The organism is Streptomyces sp. NPDC017225 (assembly GCF_044331465.1).
Classification (GTDB): Bacteria; Actinomycetota; Actinomycetes; order Streptomycetales; family Streptomycetaceae; genus Streptomyces.
In genome coordinates this window covers 29,006-51,013 of sequence record NZ_JBIRNE010000023.1, presented here as the reverse complement: position 1 = coordinate 51,013, position 22,008 = coordinate 29,006, and the positions used below count along the sequence as shown (strand labels likewise).

The following is a 22,008-nucleotide window of genomic DNA, read 5'->3' as shown; positions in this document are numbered from 1 at the left end:
GCCGATGATTCCGCTGTCGTTCGCCCAACGCCGGCTGTGGTTCCTCCACCGTCTGGAAGGCCCGTCCGCGACCTACAACATCCCCTTCGCGCTGCGCCTGGAAGGGCCGCTGGACACCGCGGCCCTGGCCGCGGCCGTGACGGACGTCGTGACCCGGCACGAGACGCTGCGCACCCTGGTCGCCGAGAACCCGGACGGCACACCGGAGCAGCGCGTCCTGCCCCCGCAGGAGGCACCCGTCCCGTTCCGCGTGGCCGACGTGACGGCGGACGCGGTCGACGCCGCGCTGGGCGAGGTCCTGCGCGAGGGGTTCGACCTGGAGACGGAGCTGCCGCTGCGCACCACCGTCCTGCGGCTCTCCCCCGAGGAGCACGTCGTCGCGTTCGTGTTCCACCACATCGCCGTGGACGGCGCCTCCATGGCGCCGTTCCTCAAGGGGCTGGTGTCGGCGTACGCGGCCCGCCACCGGGGTGAGGCCCCCCGGTGGGAGCCGCTGCCGGTGCAGTACAAGGACTACACGCTGTGGCAGCGGGAGGTGCTGGGCGACGAGGCGGACCCGGAGTCGGTCGCCGCGGCGCAGATCGACTACTGGCGCCAGGAACTGGAAGGGGTGCCGCAGCCGGTCCAGCTCCCCCTGGACCGGCCCCGCCCGACGATGTCCGACCACCGCGGCGGACACGTCTCCTTCGAGCTGGAACCCGAGCTGCTCACCGGACTCGGCAGGCTGGCCGCCGAGCGCGGCGCCACACCGCCGATGGCCGCCCAGGCCGCGCTGGCGGTGCTCCTGCACAAGCTCGGCGGCGGCACCGACCTGACGATCGGCAGCCCCATCGAGGGCCGCGCCGACGAGCAGCTCGACGACCTGATCGGGTTCTTCGTCAACACCTGGGTGCTGCGCGCCGACCTGTCGGGCGACCCGTCGTTCGGCGAACTGCTGGAGCAGGTGCGCGACAAGGCCCTGGCCGCGTACGACAACCAGGACGTGCCCTTCGAGCGCCTGGTGGAGCTGCTGGGCCCGGAACGCGCCACCTCCTACCAGCCGCTGTTCCAGACGATGCTGGCCTGGCAGTTCGTGTGGCCGCCCATCGAGATGCCGGGGCTGAGGGCGACGCCCGTCGCGGCGGACACCGGGACCGCCAAGTTCGACCTCTTCCTCAACGTCGTCCCGCACGCGGACGGGGGCGCCTACGGGCGGCTGGAGTACGCGACGGAACTGTTCGACCACACCACGGCCCGGGCGATCGTCGACCGCTTCGTGCGCGTCCTGCGACAGGTGGTGGCAGACCCCCGGGCGCCGCTGGGCGCGGTGGACGTCCTCACCGACGCCGAACGGGACCTGCTGACACGGGTGAACGACACGGCGGCAGCGGTGCGCGGATCCACGGTGCCGGAGCTGGTCGCCGCCCAGGCCGCCCGCACCCCCGACGCGACGGCGGTGGTGTCCGCGGGCACCTCGCTGACGTACCGGGAACTGGACGCCCGCGCCGGCCGGCTCGCCGCGGTGCTGCGGGAGCACGGCGTCGGGCCGGACGTCCTGGTCGCCGTGGCCCTGCCCCGCTCCGCCGACCTGGTGGTCGGGATGCTCGCCGTGCTCAAGGCCGGCGGCGCCCACCTGCCGGTCGACCCCGGCCACCCGTCCTCACGGATCGGCCTGCTGCTCGACACCGCCCGTCCGGCGCTGGTGCTGACCGGCCACGAGGCGGCGGCGGCCGTGGCCGGCTGCGCGGCGCCGGTGCTGCGCCTGGAGGACCTGAGCCTGGACGGCCCCGGCCCCACCGCACCGGACGTCCGCCTTTCGGCGGACGACCTGGCCTACGTGATGTTCACCTCCGGCTCCACCGGCACCCCCAAGGGCGTCGCCGTCACCCACGGCGCCGTGGTCAACGGCGTACAGGACCTGAGCCGCACCGTGGGCGTCGAGGCGGGGTCCCGGATGCTCGCCGCGACGTCCGTGAACTTCGACGTCTCCGTCTTCGAGATCTTCACCGCCCTCACCACCGGGGCCACCGTGGAGATCGTCCGTGACGTGCTCGAACTGGCCGAACGCGGCACGTGGGCGGGCACCACGATCAGCGCCGTGCCCACGGTGTTCTCCGCGCTGCTCGACCAGCTCGGTACCGCGCGGGCGGACGGCGGCGGCCCCGGACTCGACGTCGCGACCGTCGTCTTCGCCGGCGAGGCCCTCACCGCCGACCTGGTGCGCAAGGTGCGCGACGCCCTGCCCGGCGTCCGCGTCGTCAACGCCTACGGGCAGACCGAGAGCTTCTACGCCACCACGCACACCCTCCCCGGGCGGCCGGACCCCGCCGGCGCGGTCCCCGTCGGACGGCCCCTGGCCAACATGCGCGCCCACGTCCTCGGCCCGGACCTCGCCCCGGTGCCGCCCGGCGTCATCGGTGAGCTGTACGTCGCCGGCCGGCTCGCCCGCGGCTACCACCGCGACGGCCGGGCCACCGCGGAGCGGTTCGTGCCCTGCCCCTTCGGCGAGCCCGGCGCGCGCATGTACCGCACCGGTGACCTGGCGCGGTGGGACGCCGAAGGCCGCCTCGTCTACGCGGGACGCGCCGACACCCAGGTGAAGGTCAACGGCATCCGCGTCGAGCCCACCGAGATCGAGACGGTCCTCGCCCAGCACCCAGCGGTCGGCCGGGCCGTGGTCACCGTGCGCGAGGACCCCGCCGGCAACGCCCGGCTCGTCGGCTACGTGGCACCGGCCCGGACCACCCCCGACGGCACGGACGCCGGCACCGTCCCGGCCGCGGAGCTGAGGCGGTTCGCCGCCCGACGGCTGCCGGACTACATGGTGCCCGCCCTGCTCGTGACGCTGGACCGGCTGCCGCTGACCGCGAGCGGCAAACTGGACCGGGCCGCGCTGCCCGAACCGGAGTTCGCCGGTGCCGAGTACCGGGCACCGCGCACCGGGACCGAGCGGATCCTCGCCGAGGTGTACGCGGACGTGCTCGGCGCCGAACGCGTCGGCATCGACGACGACTTCTTCACCAGCGGCGGCGACAGCATCCGCTCCATCCAGGTCGTCGCACGGGCCAGGACGCGCGGCGTCGTGGTCAGCACACGGGAGGTCTTCGAGCACCGCACGGTCGTCCGGCTCGCGGAACTCGTCGAGGGCCGCGCGGAACAGGAACCGGTGACCCTGGCCGAGCTGCCCGGCGGCGGCACCGGCCGCTCCCCGCTGCCGCCGACCGCGGCCCACGTCCTCGAACTCGGCGGCGGCCTCGGCCGGTTCTGCATGTCCGCGCTGCTGACCCTGCCCGAGGACATCGACCGCACGGGACTGGCCGCCACGCTGCGGGCCGTACTGGACCGCCACGACGTCCTCAGGTCCCGCCTCGACCGCACCGAGCCGTGCCTGGTCATGGCCCCGGCCGGCAGTGTGGACGCCGGCGCCCTGCTGCGCGAGATCCCCTACGACGACGCCGACGTGCGGGCCGAGCTGGACGCGGCGGCCGGCCGGCTCGACCCGGACGCGGGCGTCATGGCGCAGTTCGTGCGGTTCACCTCCGCCACGGACGCGGACCGGCTGCTGATCGTGCTGCACCACCTGGTCGTCGACGGGGTGTCCTGGCGGATCCTGCTGCCGGACCTGGTGTCCGCCTGGCAGCGGGTCCGCGACGGGCTCCCGCCACAACGCGCCGGGGCGGGCACCTCACTGCGCCGCTGGACGCACGCCCTGGCCGACGAGGCGGCCGCCCCCGAGCGCGTGGCGGAGCTGCCCGTGTGGCAGGAGATCCTGCGCGGCGAGGAGCCCCCGCTCGGCTCACGGGAGACGGACCCCGCCCGCGATGTCGCGGCCACCGTGGAAACGGTCCGCGTCCAGGTGCCGGCCGACGTCACACGGACACTGCTCGACACGGTGCCGTCGGTGTTCCGCGGCGGCGCCGACGACGGGCTGCTGGCCGCCCTGGCACTGGCGCTGGTGCGCTGGCGCCGGACGCGCGGCGTGCCCGGGTCGGCCGCCCTGGTCCGGCTGGAGGGACACGGCCGGGAGGAGCACCTGGTGCCAGGCGCCGCCCTGTCCGGCACGGTCGGCTGGTTCACCGCGATGTTCCCGGTGCGCCTGGACCTGGCCGGCGTCGACGTGGCGGACGCCTTCGCCGGCGGCCCGGCGGCCGGGCGGGCGGTCAAGGCCGTCAAGGAGCAACTGCGCGCGGTACCGGACAACGGCATCGGCTACGGCATGCTGCGCCACCTCAACCCCGCCACCGCCGCCGCCCTCACCGGGCAGCGCCGGCCCCAGATCGGGTTCAACTACCTCGGCAAGTCCTCCGCGGCGGACATCCCCGAGGAACTGCGCGGCCTGGGCTGGACGCCGGACACCACCCACCGCGACCTGATCGCCGCGCCGGACGCCGACATGCCGGTGCTCTCCGCGCTGGAGATCAACGCGGTCGCCACCGCCACCCCCGCCGGCGACGAGCTGACCGCCTACTTCGGCTTCCCGACCGGCGTGCTCTCCCGCGACGAGGTCACCGAGCTGGCCGGGTTGTGGGTGGAGGCGCTGACCGCCCTGGCCCGGCACGCCGAGGCCCCCGACGCCGGCGGGCTGACCCCGAGCGACGCGCCCCTGGTCGACGTGAGCCAGGAGGAGATCGACACCTGGGAGGCCCGCTTCGGCCGGCTGGCCGAGGTGTGGCCGGTGACGCCGGCGCAGTCCGGGATGCTGTTCCACACCATGCTGGCCGGGTCGTCCTTCGACGCCTACCACATGCAGATGGTGTTCCACCTCTCCGGCGGGATCGACGCCGAGCGGATGCGCCGCGCCGGACAGGCGCTGCTGGACCGGCACGCCAACCTCCGCGCCGCGTACGTCGAGCAGGCGGACGGCGACGTGGTCCAGGTGGTGCCGCGGGCGGTGGCCCTGCCCTGGCGCCACCTCGACCTGACCGGGGCCGGCGGGACGGAGGCGACCGGGACGTTCGAGCGGTTCCTCGCCGAGGACCGGGCCGCGCACTTCGACCGGGACGCCCCGCCGCTGTTCCGGCTGGCCCTCGCCGTCCTCGGGCCCGAGCGCACCGAACTGGTGATGACCGCCCACCACGTCCTGTTCGACGGCTGGTCCACCCCTCTGCTGATGCGGGACCTGCTGCTGCTCTACGCCTACGACGGCGACCAGTGCGCCCTGCCGGCCGTGCGCGGCTACGGCGACTTCCTGACCTGGCGCGCACGGCAGGACCGTCAGGAGTCGGCCCGGGCCTGGGCGGCCGAGCTGGAAGGGCTCCAGGAGCCCACCCTGCTCGTCCCCGGCGCCGAGGGCGCGGGCGACGACGGCCTCGGCCGGGTCGAGGTCGCGCTGCCGCCGGAGGTGGCCCGCGATGCCGGCCGCGCCGCCGCCGAGCTGGGCGTCACCGTCAACAGCCTGGTGCAGGGCGCGTGGGCGCTGCTGCTCGGCCAGCTCACCGGCCGCCAGGACGTGGTGTTCGGCGCGACCGTCTCCGGGCGCCCGCCCGCGGTGACGGACGTGGAGTCGATGGTCGGACTTTTCATCAACACCCTCCCCGTCCGCGTCCGGTACGAGCCCGGGGACACCCTCGCCGACATCCTCACCCGCCTGCAGAACCGCCAGGCCGGCCTGCTGGAGCACCACCACCACGCGCTCACGGAGATCCAGCGGGCCGCCGGGCTGCGGTCCCTGTTCGACACACTGGTCGTCTTCGAGTCCTACCCGGTCGACCGGGAGAGCCTCGGCGCCGCCCTCGACGCCACCGCCGGGATCACCCTCACCGGCATGACCGCGGACACCGGCACCAACTACCCGCTGACCCTGATGGCACTGGTCGAACCCCACCTCCAGCTGTCCCTCCAGTACGCCGAGAAGGTCCTGGACCGCGAGACGGTGGAGACCTACGCGGCCCGCCTCGTCCGGGTCGTGCGGCAGCTCACCGCCACCCCCGGGCTGCCGGCCGCCCGACTGGAGACCCTGGACGCGGCCGAGCGCCACCGGTTGCTGGCCGGCTTCAACGACACGGCCGAACCGACCCCGGACACCACGATCGGCGGGCTCGTCGAGGCGCAGACGGCGCGCACCCCGGACGAGACCGCCGTGGTCGCCGAGGGAGTGACGCTCACCTACCGCGAGCTCGACACCCGGGCCGGCCGCCTGGCGGCCGAACTGGCCCGCCGGGGCGTCGGACCGGAGTCGGTGGTCGCGGTGTCCCTGCCCCGGTCGGCGGACCTGGTCGTCGCCCTGCTCGCGGTACTGAAGTCGGGCGGCGCGTACCTGCCGGCCGACCCCCGCTACCCCGGCCACCGTCTGCGGGCCGTCCTCCGGGACGCGCGGCCGTGCCTGGTCCTGACGGACTCCGCCACGGCCGGCACGCTGCCGGAGCACGACGCCCCGGACCTGTGCCTCGACACGCTCGACCTCACCGAGGGCCCCGCCGGTCCGGTGCCGCCCACGCACGCGCAGCAGCTGGCGTACGTGATGTACACCTCCGGCTCCACCGGCACCCCCAAGGGCGTCGCCATCACCCACGCCAACGTGGTCAACGGCGTGCTCCGGCTCGCCTCCCGCGTGGGGCTCGGGCCGGGCAGGCGGATGCTGGCCGGCGCGTCCGTCAACTTCGACGTCTCCGCGTTCGAGATCTTCACCACGCTCGCCACCGGCGGCGTCGTCGAACTGGTCCGGGACGTCCTGGTGCTGGGGGAGCGGAAGAGCTGGAGCGGCGCCGTCATCTCCACCGTGCCGTCCGCCTTCGCCGAACTCGTCGACCGGATCGCGGACCGCACCAGCGTGGAGACGGTCGTCTTCGCCGGCGAGGCCCTGCCCGTCCCGCTCGCCGAGAAGGTGCGCGCCGCCTTCCCGGGGGTGCGGATCGTCAACGCCTACGGGCAGAGCGAGTCGTTCTACGCCACCACCTGCGACGTCCCCGGCGGCACACCGGACGCGTCGGGCAACGCGCCCGTCGGCACCCCGCTCGGCAACATGCGCGCCTACGTCCTCGGCCCCGGCCTCGCCCCGGTGCCGCGGGGCACGGTCGGCGAACTGTACGTCGGCGGCAGCGTGGGCCGCGGCTACCACCGCCGCGCCGCACTGACCGTCGAGCGGTTCGTCGCCGACCCGTACGGCCCGCCCGGCTCGCGCATGTACCGCACCGGCGACCTGGCCCGCTGGAACGCCGACGGCCTGCTGGAGTACGCGGGCCGCGCCGACACCCAGGTCAAGGTGCGCGGCTTCCGCGTCGAACCCGGCGAGGTCGAGGCCGCGTTCACCGCGCACCCCGACGTCGCCCAGGCCGCCGTCGTCGCCCGGGGCACCGGCGTCGGCAAGCGGCTCGTCGCCTACGTGGTGCCCTCGGGCCGGGCGACGACCGCGCAGGAGCTGCGCGGATTCGTCGCCGAGCGGCTGCCGGACTTCATGGTGCCGTCCGCCCTCGTCCTCCTGGACCGGCTGCCGCTGATGCCCAACGGCAAGCTGGACCGGGCCGCGCTGCCCGAGCCGGAGTTCACCGGCGCCCCCTACCGCGAGCCCCGCACCCCCCGTGAGAAGGCCCTGGCCGAGCTGTTCGCCGAGGTGCTCGACGTGGACCGGGTCGGCCTCGACGACGGCTTCTTCGCGCTCGGCGGGCACTCCCTGCTCGCCACCCGGCTGATCAGCCGCGCCCGCGCCGAGCTGGGCGTCGAGATCCCCATCCGCCAGGTCTTCGACCAGCCGACGGTCGCCGCGCTCGCCGCGTGGTCGCAGGCCTCGGCCGCTCCCCGTCGCCCCAGCATGCGCCAGATGTTCAATAAGGAGTGAAGCAATGATTCCGCTGTCATTCGCACAACGCCGCATGTGGCTGCTGCACAAACTGGAGCGGGGCGCGGCGACCTACAACATATCGGCGGCGTTCCGGCTGACCGGCACCCTGGACCAGGACGCCCTGGTCGCGGCGATCCACGACGTGGTCGAGCGGCACGAGATCCTGCGCACCACGTACGGGACCGACGACGCCGGCGAGCCGTACGCGCGGATCCGGCCGGTGGCCGAGGCGGCGCCGCGGGTGCCGGTGGCCGAGGTGACGCCCGAGGAGCTGCCCGCCAAGGTCGACGAGGCCGTCGCGCACCGCTTCGACCTGGCGGCCGACCTGCCGTTGCGGGCCACCCTGCTGCGCTGCTCGCCCGAGGAGCACGTCCTGGTCCTGGTCATCCACCACATCGCCTCCGACGGCAGCTCCAGCGCGCCGCTGATGCGGGACCTGGTCGACGCCTACACCGCCCGCCGGGGCGGCCGGGCACCGGCGTGGGAGCCGCTGCCGCTCCAGTACAAGGACTACGCGCTGTGGCAGCGCGAGGTGCTCGGCGACGTGGCCGACCCGGGCAGTCTCGCCGCGGCGCAGATCGAGTACTGGCGGGGGGAACTGGCGGGCGTGCCGCAGCCGCTGAACCTTCCGCTGGACCGCCCGCGGCCCGCGGAGGCCGGTTCCCACGGCGACACGGTCGGCATCGAGGCGCCCCCCGAGGTGGCGGCCGGGCTCCAGAAGCTCGCCGACGAGCGCGGGATGAGCCTGTCGATGGTCGTGCAGTCCGCGCTGGCGGTGCTGCTGAGCAAGCTCGGCGGCGGCGAGGACGTGACGATCGGCTCCCCGATCGCCGGGCGCACCGACGAGGCGCTGGCCGACATGATCGGCTGCTTCGTCAACACCCAGGTGCTGCGCGCCGACCTCTCCGGCAACCCGAGGTTCACCGACCTGCTGGCGCAGGTGCGGAACAAGGCGCTGAGCGCCTACGAGCACCAGGACGTGCCGTTCGACGTGGTCGTCGAGTCGATCAACCCGGACCGCTCCGCGGCGTACCAGCCGCTGTTCCAGGTGATCTTCTCCTGGCAGAGCTACGAGAAGCCGGACCTCGCGCTGCCCGGCCTTCAGATGAGGTTCGAGCAGGCCATCCCGTCGACCGCCATGGTCGACCTCACCTTCTTCCTCGCCGTGGACGGTACCGGCGCGCTGCGGGGCGACCTGCAGTACGCGACCGACCTGTTCGACCGCGGCACGGCCGAGGAGATCTCCGCCCGCCTGGTGCGGGTGCTGGAGCGGTTCGCCGCCGACCCGGACCTGCGCGTCGGGGACGTCGACGTGCTGAGCGCGCGGGAGCGCGAGCGGCTGCTGGTGGAGGTGAACGCCGCCGGTGAGAGAGTCGACGAGGTCACCCTGGTGGAGCTGTTCGAGCGGCAGGCGGCGCGGCGGGCCGACGAGGTCGCCGTGGTGTACGACGGCACCACCCTCACCTACGGGGAGCTGAACGCCCGCGCCAACCGGCTCGCCCGGCACCTGGTCGCCCGCGGGGTGGGCCCCGAGTCCCTGGTCGGGGTCTGCCTGGAGCGCTCGGCGGAACTGGTCGTCGCGCTGCTGGCGGTGCTCAAGGCGGGCGGCGCCTACCTGCCGATCGACCCCGACTCCCCGGCCGACCGCATCGCCCACATCGTCGAGGACGCGGCACCGGTCCTGCTGGTCACCACCGGCACCACCGGCGCCGTGCCGGATCTCGCGCACGACCTCCCCCTGGTCCACCTCGACCGGGCCGGGGCCTTCGAGGGGGAACCGGCCGCCGACCTCACCGACGCCGAGCGCCGCACGGTGCTGCGCCCCGCGCACCCCGCGTACGTCATCTACACCTCCGGGTCGACGGGCCGCCCCAAGGGCGTGCTGATCCCGCACCGCAACGTGGTCGGACTCTTCACCGCCACCCGGGACTTCGGCTTCGGCGCGGACGACGTGTGGACCCTCTTCCACTCCTACGCCTTCGACTTCTCGGTGTGGGAGCTGTGGGGCCCGCTGCTGCACGGCGGACGCCTCGTCGTGGTCCCCTTCGACGTCTCGCGCTCCCCGGCCGACTTCCTCCGGCTCCTCGCCCGCGAGCGGGTCACCGTCCTCAACCAGACGCCCTCGGCCTTCTACCAGCTGGCCCAGGCCGACGCCGACGCCCCCGGCCAGGACCTGGCCCTGCGGTACGTGGTGTTCGGCGGCGAGGCCCTGGACCTGAACCGCCTCACCGACTGGTACGCGCGCCACGCCGGTGACGCGCCGGTGCTGGTGAACATGTACGGCATCACCGAGACCACCGTCCACGTCACCCGCGTCGACCTGGACGAGCACTCCGCGGCCCGCTACCGGGGCGGCGTGATCGGCCCGGCGGTCCCGGGGCTGCGCGCCTACGTCCTGGACGCGCACCTGAGGCCGGCGCCCGCCGGCGTGATGGGCGAGCTGTACGTGGCGGGCTACGGCCTGGCCCGCGGCTACCACGGCCGCCCCGGCCTGACCGCGCAACGCTTCGTGGCCTGCCCGTTCGGCGGGCCGGGCGAGCGGATGTACCGCAGCGGCGACCTGGTCCGCTGGGGCCGCGACGGACGGCTGGAGTACGTGGGCCGCGCCGACTCCCAGGTGAAGATCCGCGGTTTCCGTATCGAGCTGGGCGAGATCGAGCACGCGCTGGCCGGGCACCCGGACGTGGCGCAGGCGGTGGTCCTGGTCCGGGAGAACCAGGAGGGCGACAAGCGCCTCGTGGGCTACGTCGTACCCGAGCCCGGCGCCGCCCGCACGGGGGAGGAGCTGACGGAGTACCTGCGCGGGCGCCTGCCGGACTACATGGTGCCGTCCGTGGTGATCCCGCTGGCACAGATCCCGCTGACCTCCAACGGCAAGCTCGACAAGCGGGCCCTGCCCGCGGAGGACGCGACGGCGACCGCGGCCGGCCGGGAGCCGCGCAACGCCTACGAGCGCGCGCTGTGCGAGCTGTTCGCCGAGCTGCTCGGCCTGGAGAAGGTCGGCATCGACGACGGCTTCTTCGCCCTGGGCGGCCACTCGCTGCTGGCCACCCGGCTCAGTGTCCGCGTCCGCGACCGGTTCGACATCGACATCCCCATCCGGACGATCATCCGGTACCCCACGGTGGCCGAACTGGCCGCGCTGATGCTCGCCGGCGGTGTCCCCGACGACGACGCCGACTCCTTCGCGGTCGTCCTGCCCCTGAACAACGACCCCGGCACGGGCAAGAAGCCGGTGTGGTTCTTCCACGGGGGCGGCGGTCTGGGCTGGGCGTACTACAGCTTCGTGCTGCACCTGCCGGACCGGCCCGCCTACGCGCTGCAGTCCCGCGGCTCGGACGGCGTGGAGCCGCTGGCCGGCTCCGTGCCGGAGATGATCGAGGACTACGTCGGCCAGATCCTGAAGACCCAGCCGGAGGGTCCGTTCAACCTCATCGGCTGGTCCTACGGCGGCTCCGTCGTCCAGGCCGTCGCGGACGCCCTGGAACGGCGCGGCCACGAGGTCGCCCTGGTGGCCGTCCTGGACGCGCAGCCGGGCGGGCACGGCTTCGAGGAGGTGCACGCCGGAAAGGACTCGTCGGACTTCCGGGCGGAACTGGAGGACGACTTCGGCCAGTACATCCGCACCGGCAACCGGCAGCGGTTCCTGGACACCATGTCGAAGGTCCTGGCGAACAACACGGCCCTGATGATGGACTTCGAGTCCCCGGTCTACCGCGGCGACGTGGTGTATTTCAACGCCACGCTCGAGGACACGTCGTACGCGCACCTGTGGCGGCCGTACGTCCAGGGCTCCCTGGAGGTGCACGACGTACGGGTCACGCACCACGAGATGCACATGCCCGGGCCCGTGGCGGAGATGTTCGAGGTCCTCCACCGAAAGCTGGCGTAGCGCACGCGCGCCCGAGCCGGTTTCAACGAACAGTCGAATGGATGATGGGGGTTGGTCGTGGTGACGGATCCAGGCGTGTCCGCGGGGCACGGCGAGGGGAGCACGCTGTTGTGCGTGCCGTTCGCGGGGGCGGGTCCCTCGTTCTTCCACCCGTGGCGGGAGCTGGCCGACGGCCGGTGGCGGGTGACCTCGGTCGAACTTCCGGGCCGGGAGCGGCGGTTCCTCCAGACGCCGTACCGCAACGTGGTCGAGGCGGCCCGGAGCGAGATCGACGACATCGTCGCGGACCTCGGTGAGGGGACGCGGACCGTGCTGTTCGGGCACAGCCTGGGCGCGGTGCTCGCCTACGAGCTGGTGCACCTGCTGAGCGCGCGCGGCGTGCCCGTCGAACGGCTGGTCGTCAGCGGCTCGCCGGGACCGTGGACGCGGCGCGAGCGGCGGGCGGCGGGGCTCGAGGGCGACGAGTTCCTCGCCCGCGTCGAGGAGTTCGCCGGATTCCGGCACGAGGCGCTCGACCATCCGGAGATGCGGGAACTGATCCTCCCCACGCTCCAGGCCGACTGCGAGATGCACGAGGCCTACGTGCCCAGCACCGACGACCCGGTGTCGGTGCCGATCACCTCGCTGCGGGGCGACCACGACGGGCTCGTCACCGCTCAGGAGGCCCGGCAGTGGCAGGCGGCGACCACGGGCCGCTTCGACTACGTGGAGTTCCCCGGCGACCACATGTACCTGGTCGACCTCGGCCGGCAGGTGCTGGACGTGATCGGGGAACGGTCCGCGCGCGAGCGCCGTGTCAGCGCCGCGACAGGCCCGTGACAGGTCCCCGGAGGAAGGTGGGACCATGAGAAGTTCAGCGATCGCGGTCTCGGGGCTGCGCAAGGCACATGGCGACAAGGTCGTGCTCGACGGCGTCGACTTCCATGTCGCCGAGGGGTCGGTCTTCTCCCTGCTCGGCCCGAACGGGGCGGGCAAGACGACGACCGTCAACGTCCTGACGACACTGATGAAGGCCGACGCCGGCACGGTGCGCGTCGCCGGACACGACGTGGTGACCGAGACCCGGCAGGTGCGCGCGGCCATCGGCGTGACCGGACAGTTCGCCGCGGTCGACGAGCTGCTGTCGGGCCGCGAGAACCTGCGGCTGATGGTGGACCTGAAGCGCGTGCGCTCGGGCGACCAGGTCGTCACGCGGCTGCTGGAGCGGTTCGACCTGGAGGAGTCGGCGGACAAGCTGGCGGGGACCTACTCCGGCGGTATGCGCCGCAAGCTCGACCTGGCGATGACGCTCGTCGGCGATCCGCGGATCATCTTCCTGGACGAGCCGACGACGGGTCTGGACCCGCGCAGCAGGCGCACCATGTGGAGCATCGTCCGCGAGCTGGTGGCCGACGGCACCACCGTCTTCCTCACCACCCAGTACCTGGAGGAGGCCGACCAGCTCGCCGACCAGATCGCCGTGCTCGACAAGGGCAGGCTGGTCGCCCGGGGCACCCCCGAGGACCTCAAGCGCCAGATCCCCGGAACCCACGTCCGGCTCCGGTTCGCCGGCGCCCACGAACTCGACGCGGCGGCGCGGCTGTTCACCGGCGCCACGCGGGACGACGAGGAGCTGACCCTGCGGGTGCCCAGCGACGGAGAGTCGCGGTCGCTGCGGCTCCTGCTCGACCGGCTCGACGAACACACACTCAACGCCCAGGGCTTCTCCGTGCACACACCGGACCTCGACGACGTCTTCCTCGCCCTGACCGACACCACCGGCGCCCCGGTCGCCGACGAGCACACGAGCAAGGAGGCGATCGCGCGATGAGCACCCTCTCGACGGCGCTGACCGACTCGTCGATCATGCTGCGCCGCAATCTGAAGCACACGATGCGCAACCCGGTCACGGTGTTCAACGGGGTCCTGCTCCCCATCGTGATCATGCTCATGTTCGTCAAGGTGTTCGGCGGTGCGTTCAGCGTCGGTGACGACTACATCGACTACGCGACCCCGGGCCTGCTCGTGATGGCCATCAGCTACGGGCTGGGAGCCACCGCGACGGCCGTGAACGACGACATGACCAAGGGCGTCATCAACCGGTTCAAGGTCATGGACGTCTCCCGCGGATCCGTCCTGACCGGGCACGTCGTGGTCACCACCGTGCGCTGCGTGGTGGCCTGCGCGGCCATCGTCGCGGTGGCCTTCGCGATGGGGTTCGACCCGGACGCGAGCGGACTGGAGTGGCTGGGCGCGATCGGACTGATCCTGCTGCTCAGCTTCGCGGCGGGCTGGCTCACCGTCGCCGTGGGGCTGGCCGCCAAGACCGCGGAGTCGGCGGGCATGGCCACCGTGCCGCTGATCATGCTGCCGTTCCTCAGCAGCGCGTTCGTGCCCGCGGACACGATGGGGGCGGGCGTACGGCAGTTCGCGGAGTACCAGCCCTTCACCCCGGTCATCGAGGCGCTGCGCGGGCTGCTGACCGGCAACCCGTCGAGCGGTGACACGATCGCGGCACTCGCCTGGTGCGCCGGGTTCGCCGTCCTCGGATACGTGTGGGCGGTCTCCACGTTCAAGAAGCGAGCGTGACGCGGGCCGGCTCGCCCGGCATCCCCTTCAGCGCCGCCCCGGTGAGGCAAGTGCCGCCGGGGCGGCGCCGCGCTGTCCGCCCGCCGCGTGCGAAGACCACGAGCCGCAGCACCAGGAACCGGCCCACACCGGCGAGCGCCGAGGCGGACAGGTAGACGGCCTGCTCCAGCACCGTGCCGGGCGCCGCCACCAGCAGGTGCAGGGCGAGCGTCGCCGCGCACGTCACCGCGTACGCGACCGCGGCCGACCCGGCCGACTGCATGTGCTGGCGCCGGGTCGCGCGCCCGCCGGCGCCGAAGGTGAAGCGCGCGTGCAGTTCGGTGGCGAGGAGCGTGGACGCCACGGTGATCACGGCGTTGGCCAGCGCCCAGGGGAGCCGGGTGGCGAGGGCCGCCACGGCGAAGCTGGAGGCGAGCCCCACCCCGCCACCGCAGAGCACGAAGCGCGCGAAGGCCGTGCAGGCGCCGGGTGCCGTCCCCGGCCGACGCGGTGCTGTCTCCATGGTCCGGCCCCCTTTCTGGCTCACTCGCAACATCGTGGTGCCATCGTGGCACACGAGTGGCGCCACGTCGAGGCGTTTTTTCGGTGACAGCCGTTGCCCAGGGAACGCCCGGCGAATTCCGGTCATGTTGGAGTGCGGGCGCGGTGATCCTCCGGCCTGGCGCTTCAAGGGGTGTGGCGGTTCACTTGACTCCGGCTCGGTGGGCGTCGGGGCCAGAATGGCTCGGTATGGCGCTATGCGTGTGCCATGGTGGAGTCACCGGTGTTGGCCGGTGCTCCAGCCGTGCTGCGAAAGGAAACCCGATGAGCCAGACGGTTCCCGTCCCGAACGGCCTGCCCACGGAGCGGGACGCGGGCCCCTTCGACCCGCCCCGCGCGATCACCCGGCTGGCCGCGGCCCGCCCGGTCAGCCCCCTGCGATTCCCCGACGGACACGAGGGCTGGCTGGTCACCGGCTACGAGGAGGTCCGCCGGCTCATGGCCGACACCCGCTTCAGCTCCCGGCAGGACCTCGGGGTGCTCCACGTGCCCTACGACATCCCCGGCATGCCCGTCCCCACCGAACCCTCCCCCCAGATCCCGGGCGTCTTCATCGCCATGGACCCGCCGGACCACACCCGGCTGCGGCGCAGGCTCACCGGTGCCTTCACCGTCAAGCGGATGAAGGAGCTGGAGGAGTACATCACCGACGTCGCCGAACGGCAGCTGGACGCTCTGGCGCGGCTGACCCCGCCGGTCGACCTGGTCGAGGAGTTCGCGCTGCCGGTGCCCTCGCTGGTCATCTGCGAACTGCTCGGTGTCCCCTACGAGGACCGGGCGACCTTCCAGAGCAACACCGCCAAGTTCCTCGTGAGGGACCAGGCGTTCGACGAGAAGATGGCCGCGTACGGCGCCATGACCGCGTACCTCGCCGAACTGGTCACCCGCAAGCGCGCCGAACCCGGCGAGGACATCCTGTCCGACCTGGCCCGCCAGGAGGACCTCACCGTCGAGGAACTGACCGGCTGCGCCTTCCTGCTGCTGCTCGCCGGCCACGAGACCACCGTCAACCAGCTCTCGCTCGGCACCTTCGCGCTCCTGGAGCACCCCGAGCAGCTGGCCGCCCTGCGGGCCGACCCGGAGCTGATCCCCGACGCCGTCGAGGAACTCATGCGCTACCTGTCCGTCGCCGACATCTTCTACCGGTACGCCACCGAGGACATCGAGCTGGGCGGCGAGACCATCGGCGAGGGGTCGACCGTCGTCGTCTCCCTGCTGGCCGCCAACCGCGACCCCCGGCGCTTCGAGAACCCCGACACCCTCGACATCCGCCGCGGGGCACGCGGGCACCTGGCCTTCGGCCACGGCGTCCACCAGTGCCTCGGCCAGCAACTGGGCCGCATCGAGATGCGCGCCGGATTCGGCGGACTGCTGCGCCGCTTCCCGACCCTGCGGCTCGCCGTCCCCGCCGGCGAGGTGCCGCTGAGGACCGACATGAACATCTACGGCGTCCACGCGCTGCCGGTCACCTGGACGACGACGGCACCGTGAGCCGCCGGCCGGGAGCGGTCAGGGCCTGGCGCGGCGGACGTCGATGTTGCCGTGGCGGGTGCGGGCCCGGATCGTGACCGTCTCCTCGGAGCCGCCCGGAGCGTCGGAGGCGGTGAGGGTGTTGCGCACCTGCCCGGAGCCGGAGTGGGCGTCGAGCCAGGCGGCCGTGCCCGCGCGGACGCCCACCTCGATGGCGCCGCTGGAGGTCTCCAACTGGACGGTGCCCCGGGCCACCTCGCCCAGCCGTACGGTGCCGTGCGCGGTGGTCGCGGTGACCGAGTCCTCGGCGCGGGCGACGTCGATGTCGCCGTGGGCGCCGCTGACCCGCAGCTCGCCGGTGGCCGCGCCGACGGTGGTGGTGCCGTGGGAGTTCTTCAGGACGGCGGGACCGTCCAGCAGACCGGCGCGCACACTGCCCGAGCTGGTGGTGATCCCGGCGGCGCCGGCCACGCGGTCCACGGTGACGGAGCCGTGGGAGGCGGTGACCGTCAGCGGACCGGTCGCCCCGAGGCGGACGTCTCCCGAGGAGGTCTTCACCCTGACCTCGCCGAGCAGGCCCTCGCCGAACACCTGTGTCCAGGCGCCGGTCAGGTCGACGCGCGAACCCGTCGGCAGGTCGACGGACACATCGACGGTGCCGGTGCGGCCGAACAGGCCCGACTTGGGGGTGCGCACGGTCAGCACGCCGCCCGCGCACGCGACCTCGGTCTGGCCGGCCGCGCGGACGTCCACATCCTTGTCCGGGTCGCGGGGCCGTACCTCGACGACGGTGTCGGCTCGGTCGCCGGCGGTGAACTGGATGGACCCGGCCTCCACACGCGCGATGACCGAGATCGCCTCGGGGGTGTCGAAGGAGGACATGGCGGTCCCGTCTGGTGAGGTGGGTGACGTGGTGCGGGAAGCGGGAGCGGTCAGCGTACCCAGCCCGTGAGGCTCTGTCCGGCGCCGCGGGCCTTCTGCGCCGGACGCGGCGGGGCGCCGTTGCCGACCGCGGCCGACACGGCGCGCACCAGCCACGCGTTGACCGACAGGCCCTCACCGGACGCGGCCTCCTCGGCGCGGACCTTGAGGTGGGACGGCAGACGCAGGTTGACGCGGACGGTGCCGCCCTCGTCGCCCGCGGGCGGTACGGAGGTCCGCGGTGGTTCGGCGGGCGTGGCGGGCTGCCCGGCACCACCGCCGTCGGCGGGCGGCGGTGTCACCACGAAGTCGGGGTCGAGCCCGCGCAGCCGTACGTCGACCGAGCCCGGGGCGAGTTCGCGGGTGATCTCGTCCATCGCGGCGGAGAGCACGCTGAGCATGGTCAGCCGGGCCGCCGACTCCAGCGGAGCGGACAGCCGGTCGGCCAGCTCGCGGGCTTCGCCCCCGCCGGCCTCGGCGGCCACCGCGAGGGTGCGGCGGAGAGTGTCGACGTACGGCGTGAGGTCCATGACGTCATGGTGGTACTGCCGTGGCGCCATACGCAAGCCCGGTGAGCTGCGACGAAACGGGACCCCGGCACCCCCGGGGGAACGGCGGGGCGCCGGGGTGGTGTGAGGTGGCGTCGTTGTGGCGCGGCGGCGGACGGCCGCTCACCCCCGCAGAGCCGGGCCGAACCAGGTGGTGAGGGCCGCCCGGAGCGCGGAGAGGTCGAGGGGACCGTCGGCGGCGGCCGCCCACGCGACATGGCCGTCGGGCCGGATGAGCAGCGCGGCGGGAGCGGGGACGCTGCCGAGGGCCGGGACCGTCCAGAGGTCGTCCGCGCTGCGCGCCTCGACCAGGTCGACGCGGTCGGCCCAGCCCTTGACGGCCGCCGCCACCTCGGCACTGCCGCCCAGGTCGAGCAGGACGGGCCGGGCGGCGTGCAGCAACTCGTGGACGAACGCGGGACCGCCGGACGTGTCGAGGTCGGCGTCGGGGACCCGGCGGCCCTCGAGCGGGTGGTCGCCGTCGACCGGGTAACGGATGTCCAGGGCGTTCAGCATGTGGCGCAGGTACCGGTTGACGTCGTCGAACACCATGAGCGAGCCGAACACCTCGCGCAGCGCGTCCGTCTGGGCGCCGGGGCGGACCAGCGCCGACTGGGCGCGGGTGTTCTGCAGCACGCGCTCCCCCACGGGGTGGCGCTCGGTGTGGTAACTGTCCAGGAGACTCTCCGGCGCCTGGCCGCGCACCACCGCGGCGAGCTTCCAGCCGAGGTTCACCGCGTCCTGCACGCCCATGTTCAGGCCCTGGCCCCCGGCCGGGAAGTGGATGTGCGCGGCGTCGCCCGCGAGCAGCACCCGGCCCGCCCGGTACCGGGCCGCCTGCCGGGCGGCGTCGGTGAAGCGGGAGGTCCACCGGGGCTCGCGCATGCCGAAGTCGGTGCCCGCGACCCTGATCAGCGACTCCCTGAGCTGCTCGAACGTCACCGGCTCGTCGCGTTCGGGGACGCGGTCGTACTCCGAGGTGATCACCCGGTACCAGCCGGGCTCGAACGCGATCGCCGAGTAGTCGCCGGCCGGGCGGCGCCGCACCCAGACGTAGTCCTCGGGCAGGTCGGGCAGTTCGACGTCGCCGATCAGCGCGGTCATCGTCGGCTCGGTGCCGGGGAAGTCGACGCCCGTCAGCTTGCGCACGGCGCTGCGCCCGCCGTCGCATCCCACCAGGTAGCGGGCGCGCAGCGTCTCGGGCGCCGCCTCCCCGGTGTCCAGCCGGGCCGTCACGCCGGTCTCGTCCTGGCTCAGGCCGCTCACCGGGGACGACCAGCGGATCCGCACGCCGAGTTCGGTCGCCCACTCCTCCAGCAGCCGCTCGATGGCGGACTGAAGGATCATCAGCGGGTACGGGTGCCGGGACTCGGACTCGTCGAAGTCCAGGTAGAGCCCCGAGAAGTGGCCCACCGGCTGCAGTTCGCCCTGGGCGAGGAAGCGGTCCAGGACGCCGCGCTGGTCCAGTACCTCCAGGGTACGGGAGTGGATCCCGCCGGCACGCGACTCGCCCGTCCGCTCCGCGAGCCGCTCGACCACCAACACGTCGGCGCCCGCGAGCCGCAGCTCACAGGCGAGCATCAGACCGGTCGGCCCGGCGCCCGCGATGACCACGTCCGCGTCCATGCCGGAGTTTCCCACGTTGTCCGCCCCTCTGCGTTCCTGCTCGTCGCGATTTCCAGTGCGTTCCAGCGGTAATCCAGTACGCCTCCAGAGCCTGTCCGGCGAAATTCCCCGTCCGCCCGCGGGGCAGGCGGAGTTGTCGGAATGGCCCTGGCGCCTCGCATCACTTTCCCCTTGCCCTGTCCCGCCGGCGGGACGGTTTCGGCAAGCGGATGCCGCGGGGGTTTCAGCATGCGAGGACGCGGGCCCATCCTCAACCTCACCGGCCGACGCGAGTCGGCAGGCCGCCGGCACGGTGGGAGCGGACCCGCGTTCACGCGACACTCGGTCCGGCCATTCACCCGGCCCTCAAGGGATTTCGTCCCGTCGGCGGGACGGCGGAAAAGAGCTCGGCGGAGGAAGGAAAATGGCAATGGAGCGACAGGCCGCGCCTTCGAGTGCGCCGGTTTCCCTGGTGCAGGAAATAGCGACGCTGTGGGGAGAGTGCCTGGGCGGCCGTGAGGTCGGGGCGGAGGACGACTTCTTCGCGCTGGGCGGCAACTCACTGGCCGGAATCAAAATCATCGAGAGGGTGGCCGAGGACTACGGCGTCCAGCTCTCCGTACGCGACTTCTACCTGGCGGGAACCCCGGCCCGCTGCGCCGAGTTGATCGAAAAGGGGAGGGCGGGGACGTGAGGCTGACGCCGGGCCCCGCGCACGACGCCGACCTCACCGGCATCGACCTGTTCGACCTGGACCTGTACACCGGGGGCGACCCACACCCCGTCTGGGACGTGATGCGGGAGAAGGCGCCACTGCACCACCAGGTGCTGCCCGACGGCCGGGAGTTCTGGTCGGTGACCCGCTTCGACGACGTCTGCCGGGTCCTCGGCGACCACCGCGAGTTCACCTCGGAGCGCGGCACCGTCCCCACCCACCTCGGGACGGACGACGTCGCGGCCGGCGTGCTGCTGACCTCCACCGACCCGCCCCGGCACACCGAGGTCCGCCGGCCGCTCGGCTCCAAGCTCACCGCGCGCGCGGTGAAGTCCTGGGAGGACTCCGTCCGGGGGACGATCATCCGCTTCCTGGAGCCCGCGCTCGACGGCGAACCCTTCGACCTGGCCGAGCGGGCGCTGCTCCTCCCGGCGATGGTCACGGGACCGCTGCTGGGCATCCCCGAGAAGGACTGGGCCGAACTCGTCCAGCTCACCGCGATGGTGACGGCCCCCTCGGACCCGCACTTCCTGGAGGGCAGCGAGGCGGCCACCCTGGCCATCGCCCACCACGAGCTGGTCACCTACGTCAGGGAGTGGGTCCGCACACGGCGGGCGTCCGGCTTCGAGGACGACAGCCTCCTGCACCACCTGATGAACGTCCGCCCGGGCGGGGCCCCGCTGTCCGATGAGGAGATCGCCCTCGACGGCTACAGCATCCTGCTCGGCGCCAACGTCACCACCCCGCACACCGTCTCGGGCACCGTGCACGCGCTCGTCGAACGGCCCGAGCAGTTCGCCAAGGCCCAGGCCGACCCCACGCTGATCCCCAACCTCGTCGAGGAGGGGCTGCGCTGGACCTCGGCCGCGTGCAACTTCATGCGGTACGCGGTGGACGACGTCGAGATCGCCGGAGGCACGATCCCGGCCCGCGGGGCGGTCGTCGCGTGGATCGGCTCGGCCAACCGGGACGCGTCCCGGTTCCCCGACCCGCACACCTTCGACATCACGCGCGCCAACGCCAAGCGCCAGGTCGCGTTCGGGTTCGGACCGCACTTCTGCATCGGGGCACCGCTGGCCCGGCTGACCCTGCGCGTCTTCTTCGAGGAACTGCTCCAGAGGTTCGGCTCGATCGACCTCGCCGGCGAACCGCAGCACCTGCGGTCGTACTTCATCGCCGGGATGACCCACCTGCCCATCACCGCCCAGAAACGGCAGACGCCATGACCTCCGGCCCCACCACCGTCGCGTCGCCGTGGTTCGTCCGGCCGCCGGCCGCCGGCCACGCCGCCCGGCTCTTCGCCTTCCCCTTCGCCGGGTCCGGCGCCTCGGCCTTCAGCGCCTGGCCGGCCGCGCTCGGCGACACCGAGATCTGTCCGGTGCAGTTCCCCGGCCGCGAGAACCGCCTGGCCCACCCCCACTACGGCACCTACGAGAACCTCGCCGCCGGCCTGGCCGAGGCGCTGCGGCCGCTGCTGGACGTGCCGTACGCGTTCTTCGGGCACTGCGCGGGCGCGCTGCCCGCCTACGAGACCGTGCTCCGGCTCGCCGAACTCGGTCTGCCCACGCCCGCGTGCCTGATCGTGTCGGGCCAGCCGGCACCGCACGACGCCTCGCGCGACCGGATGCTGGCCCTGACCGAGCCCGAACTGCGCACCGAGGTGGAGTCGTTCCTGCGCGGCCGGGGCATCGAGCCGCGGCCCGACATGGTCGACCTAGGCCTGATGGTGCTGCTCCGCGACCACGCCGCCGCGTCCGCCTACCGGCGGACCGAGCCGGTTCCCCTGCCCTGCCCCGTCGTCGTCCTGCACTGGCGCGACGACCCCGACGTGAGCCCCGACCAGCTCCAGGGCTGGCGCCGGTACGCGGACCCCGTCGAGTTCGTGTCCGTCGACGGCGGTCACTACGACTTCATGGACGCGCCGGACGAGCTGCGGAACGTGCTGACCCGTTGGCGATGAGCGCGGCACAGCCGCCCGCGAGAGCCGTACACC

13 protein-coding genes are annotated in these 22,008 nt (G+C 73.3%); 9 read left to right on the top strand and 4 right to left on the bottom strand.

What is annotated here, in order from left to right; translation table 11 throughout:
• Window positions 1-4 precede the first annotated feature (4 nt).
• The 5 genes from ACH4NX_RS33335 to ACH4NX_RS33315 all read left to right on the top strand — a co-directional run bounded on the left by ACH4NX_RS33335 (window position 5) and on the right by ACH4NX_RS33315 (window position 14,216).
• Window positions 5-7,753, top strand: coding sequence for an amino acid adenylation domain-containing protein (locus tag ACH4NX_RS33335; protein ID WP_398129922.1), 7,749 nt, complete (start codon window positions 5-7; stop codon window positions 7,751-7,753).
• Between the two features lie 4 nt (window positions 7,754-7,757).
• On the top strand, window positions 7,758-11,648 hold the full coding sequence (locus tag ACH4NX_RS33330) for an amino acid adenylation domain-containing protein (protein WP_398129923.1): 3,891 nt from the start codon (window positions 7,758-7,760) through the stop codon (window positions 11,646-11,648).
• A 75-nt stretch (window positions 11,649-11,723) separates the two neighbouring features.
• Window positions 11,724-12,467 (top strand): thioesterase II family protein, encoded by a 744-nt coding sequence (locus tag ACH4NX_RS33325; RefSeq protein ID WP_398129924.1) that lies wholly within the window; start codon window positions 11,724-11,726, stop codon window positions 12,465-12,467.
• 25 nt (window positions 12,468-12,492) lie between these two features.
• Complete coding sequence (locus ACH4NX_RS33320) at window positions 12,493-13,458, top strand: ATP-binding cassette domain-containing protein (RefSeq protein ID WP_351399783.1); 966 nt, start codon at window positions 12,493-12,495, stop codon at window positions 13,456-13,458.
• The gene (locus ACH4NX_RS33315; protein WP_351399781.1) at window positions 13,455-14,216 is read left to right on the top strand and encodes an ABC transporter permease; all 762 of its coding nucleotides are present in this window, start codon (window positions 13,455-13,457) and stop codon (window positions 14,214-14,216) included. The genes ACH4NX_RS33320 and ACH4NX_RS33315 overlap by 4 nt, the downstream gene beginning before the upstream one ends.
• Here ACH4NX_RS33315 and ACH4NX_RS33310 read toward each other — a convergent pair.
• Complete coding sequence (locus ACH4NX_RS33310; RefSeq protein WP_398129925.1) at window positions 14,200-14,718, bottom strand: hypothetical protein; 519 nt, start codon at window positions 14,716-14,718, stop codon at window positions 14,200-14,202. The two genes, ACH4NX_RS33315 and ACH4NX_RS33310, sit on opposite strands and share 17 nt — an antisense overlap.
• Window positions 14,719-15,020: 302 nt before the next feature.
• Here ACH4NX_RS33310 and ACH4NX_RS33305 point away from each other — a divergent pair, with 302 nt between their 5' ends.
• The gene (locus ACH4NX_RS33305) at window positions 15,021-16,247 is read left to right on the top strand and encodes a cytochrome P450 (protein ID WP_398129926.1); all 1,227 of its coding nucleotides are present in this window, start codon (window positions 15,021-15,023) and stop codon (window positions 16,245-16,247) included.
• A gap of 18 nt (window positions 16,248-16,265) precedes the next feature.
• Here the strand turns inward: ACH4NX_RS33305 and ACH4NX_RS33300 are convergent, their stop codons facing one another.
• The 3 genes from ACH4NX_RS33300 to ACH4NX_RS33290 form a co-directional block, all read right to left on the bottom strand.
• Entirely contained in the window at window positions 16,266-17,108 is an 843-nt protein-coding gene (locus tag ACH4NX_RS33300; protein WP_351399775.1) for a DUF4097 family beta strand repeat-containing protein, read from the bottom strand.
• A gap of 50 nt (window positions 17,109-17,158) precedes the next feature.
• Window positions 17,159-17,677 carry a hypothetical protein gene (locus ACH4NX_RS33295; protein WP_351399773.1) on the bottom strand — a complete coding sequence of 173 codons (519 nt, stop codon included), beginning with the start codon at window positions 17,675-17,677 and terminating at the stop codon, window positions 17,159-17,161.
• Window positions 17,678-17,818: 141 nt separating this feature from the next.
• Window positions 17,819-19,321 (bottom strand): FAD-dependent monooxygenase, encoded by a 1,503-nt coding sequence (locus ACH4NX_RS33290; RefSeq protein ID WP_398129936.1) that lies wholly within the window; start codon window positions 19,319-19,321, stop codon window positions 17,819-17,821.
• A 409-nt stretch (window positions 19,322-19,730) separates the two neighbouring features.
• Between ACH4NX_RS33290 and ACH4NX_RS33285 the strand changes: the two genes are divergently transcribed.
• Genes ACH4NX_RS33285 through ACH4NX_RS33275 form a run of 3 tightly spaced genes read left to right on the top strand, consistent with a single transcriptional unit; the run spans window position 19,731 to window position 21,975 of the window.
• The gene (locus tag ACH4NX_RS33285; RefSeq protein ID WP_398129927.1) at window positions 19,731-19,994 is read left to right on the top strand and encodes a phosphopantetheine-binding protein; all 264 of its coding nucleotides are present in this window, start codon (window positions 19,731-19,733) and stop codon (window positions 19,992-19,994) included.
• The gene (locus ACH4NX_RS33280) at window positions 19,991-21,241 is read left to right on the top strand and encodes a cytochrome P450 (protein ID WP_351399766.1); all 1,251 of its coding nucleotides are present in this window, start codon (window positions 19,991-19,993) and stop codon (window positions 21,239-21,241) included. Before ACH4NX_RS33285 ends, ACH4NX_RS33280 begins: the two co-directional genes overlap by 4 nt.
• Window positions 21,238-21,975 carry a thioesterase domain-containing protein gene (locus ACH4NX_RS33275; RefSeq protein WP_351399764.1) on the top strand — a complete coding sequence of 246 codons (738 nt, stop codon included), beginning with the start codon at window positions 21,238-21,240 and terminating at the stop codon, window positions 21,973-21,975. Before ACH4NX_RS33280 ends, ACH4NX_RS33275 begins: the two co-directional genes overlap by 4 nt.
• Window positions 21,976-22,008 lie beyond the last annotated feature (33 nt).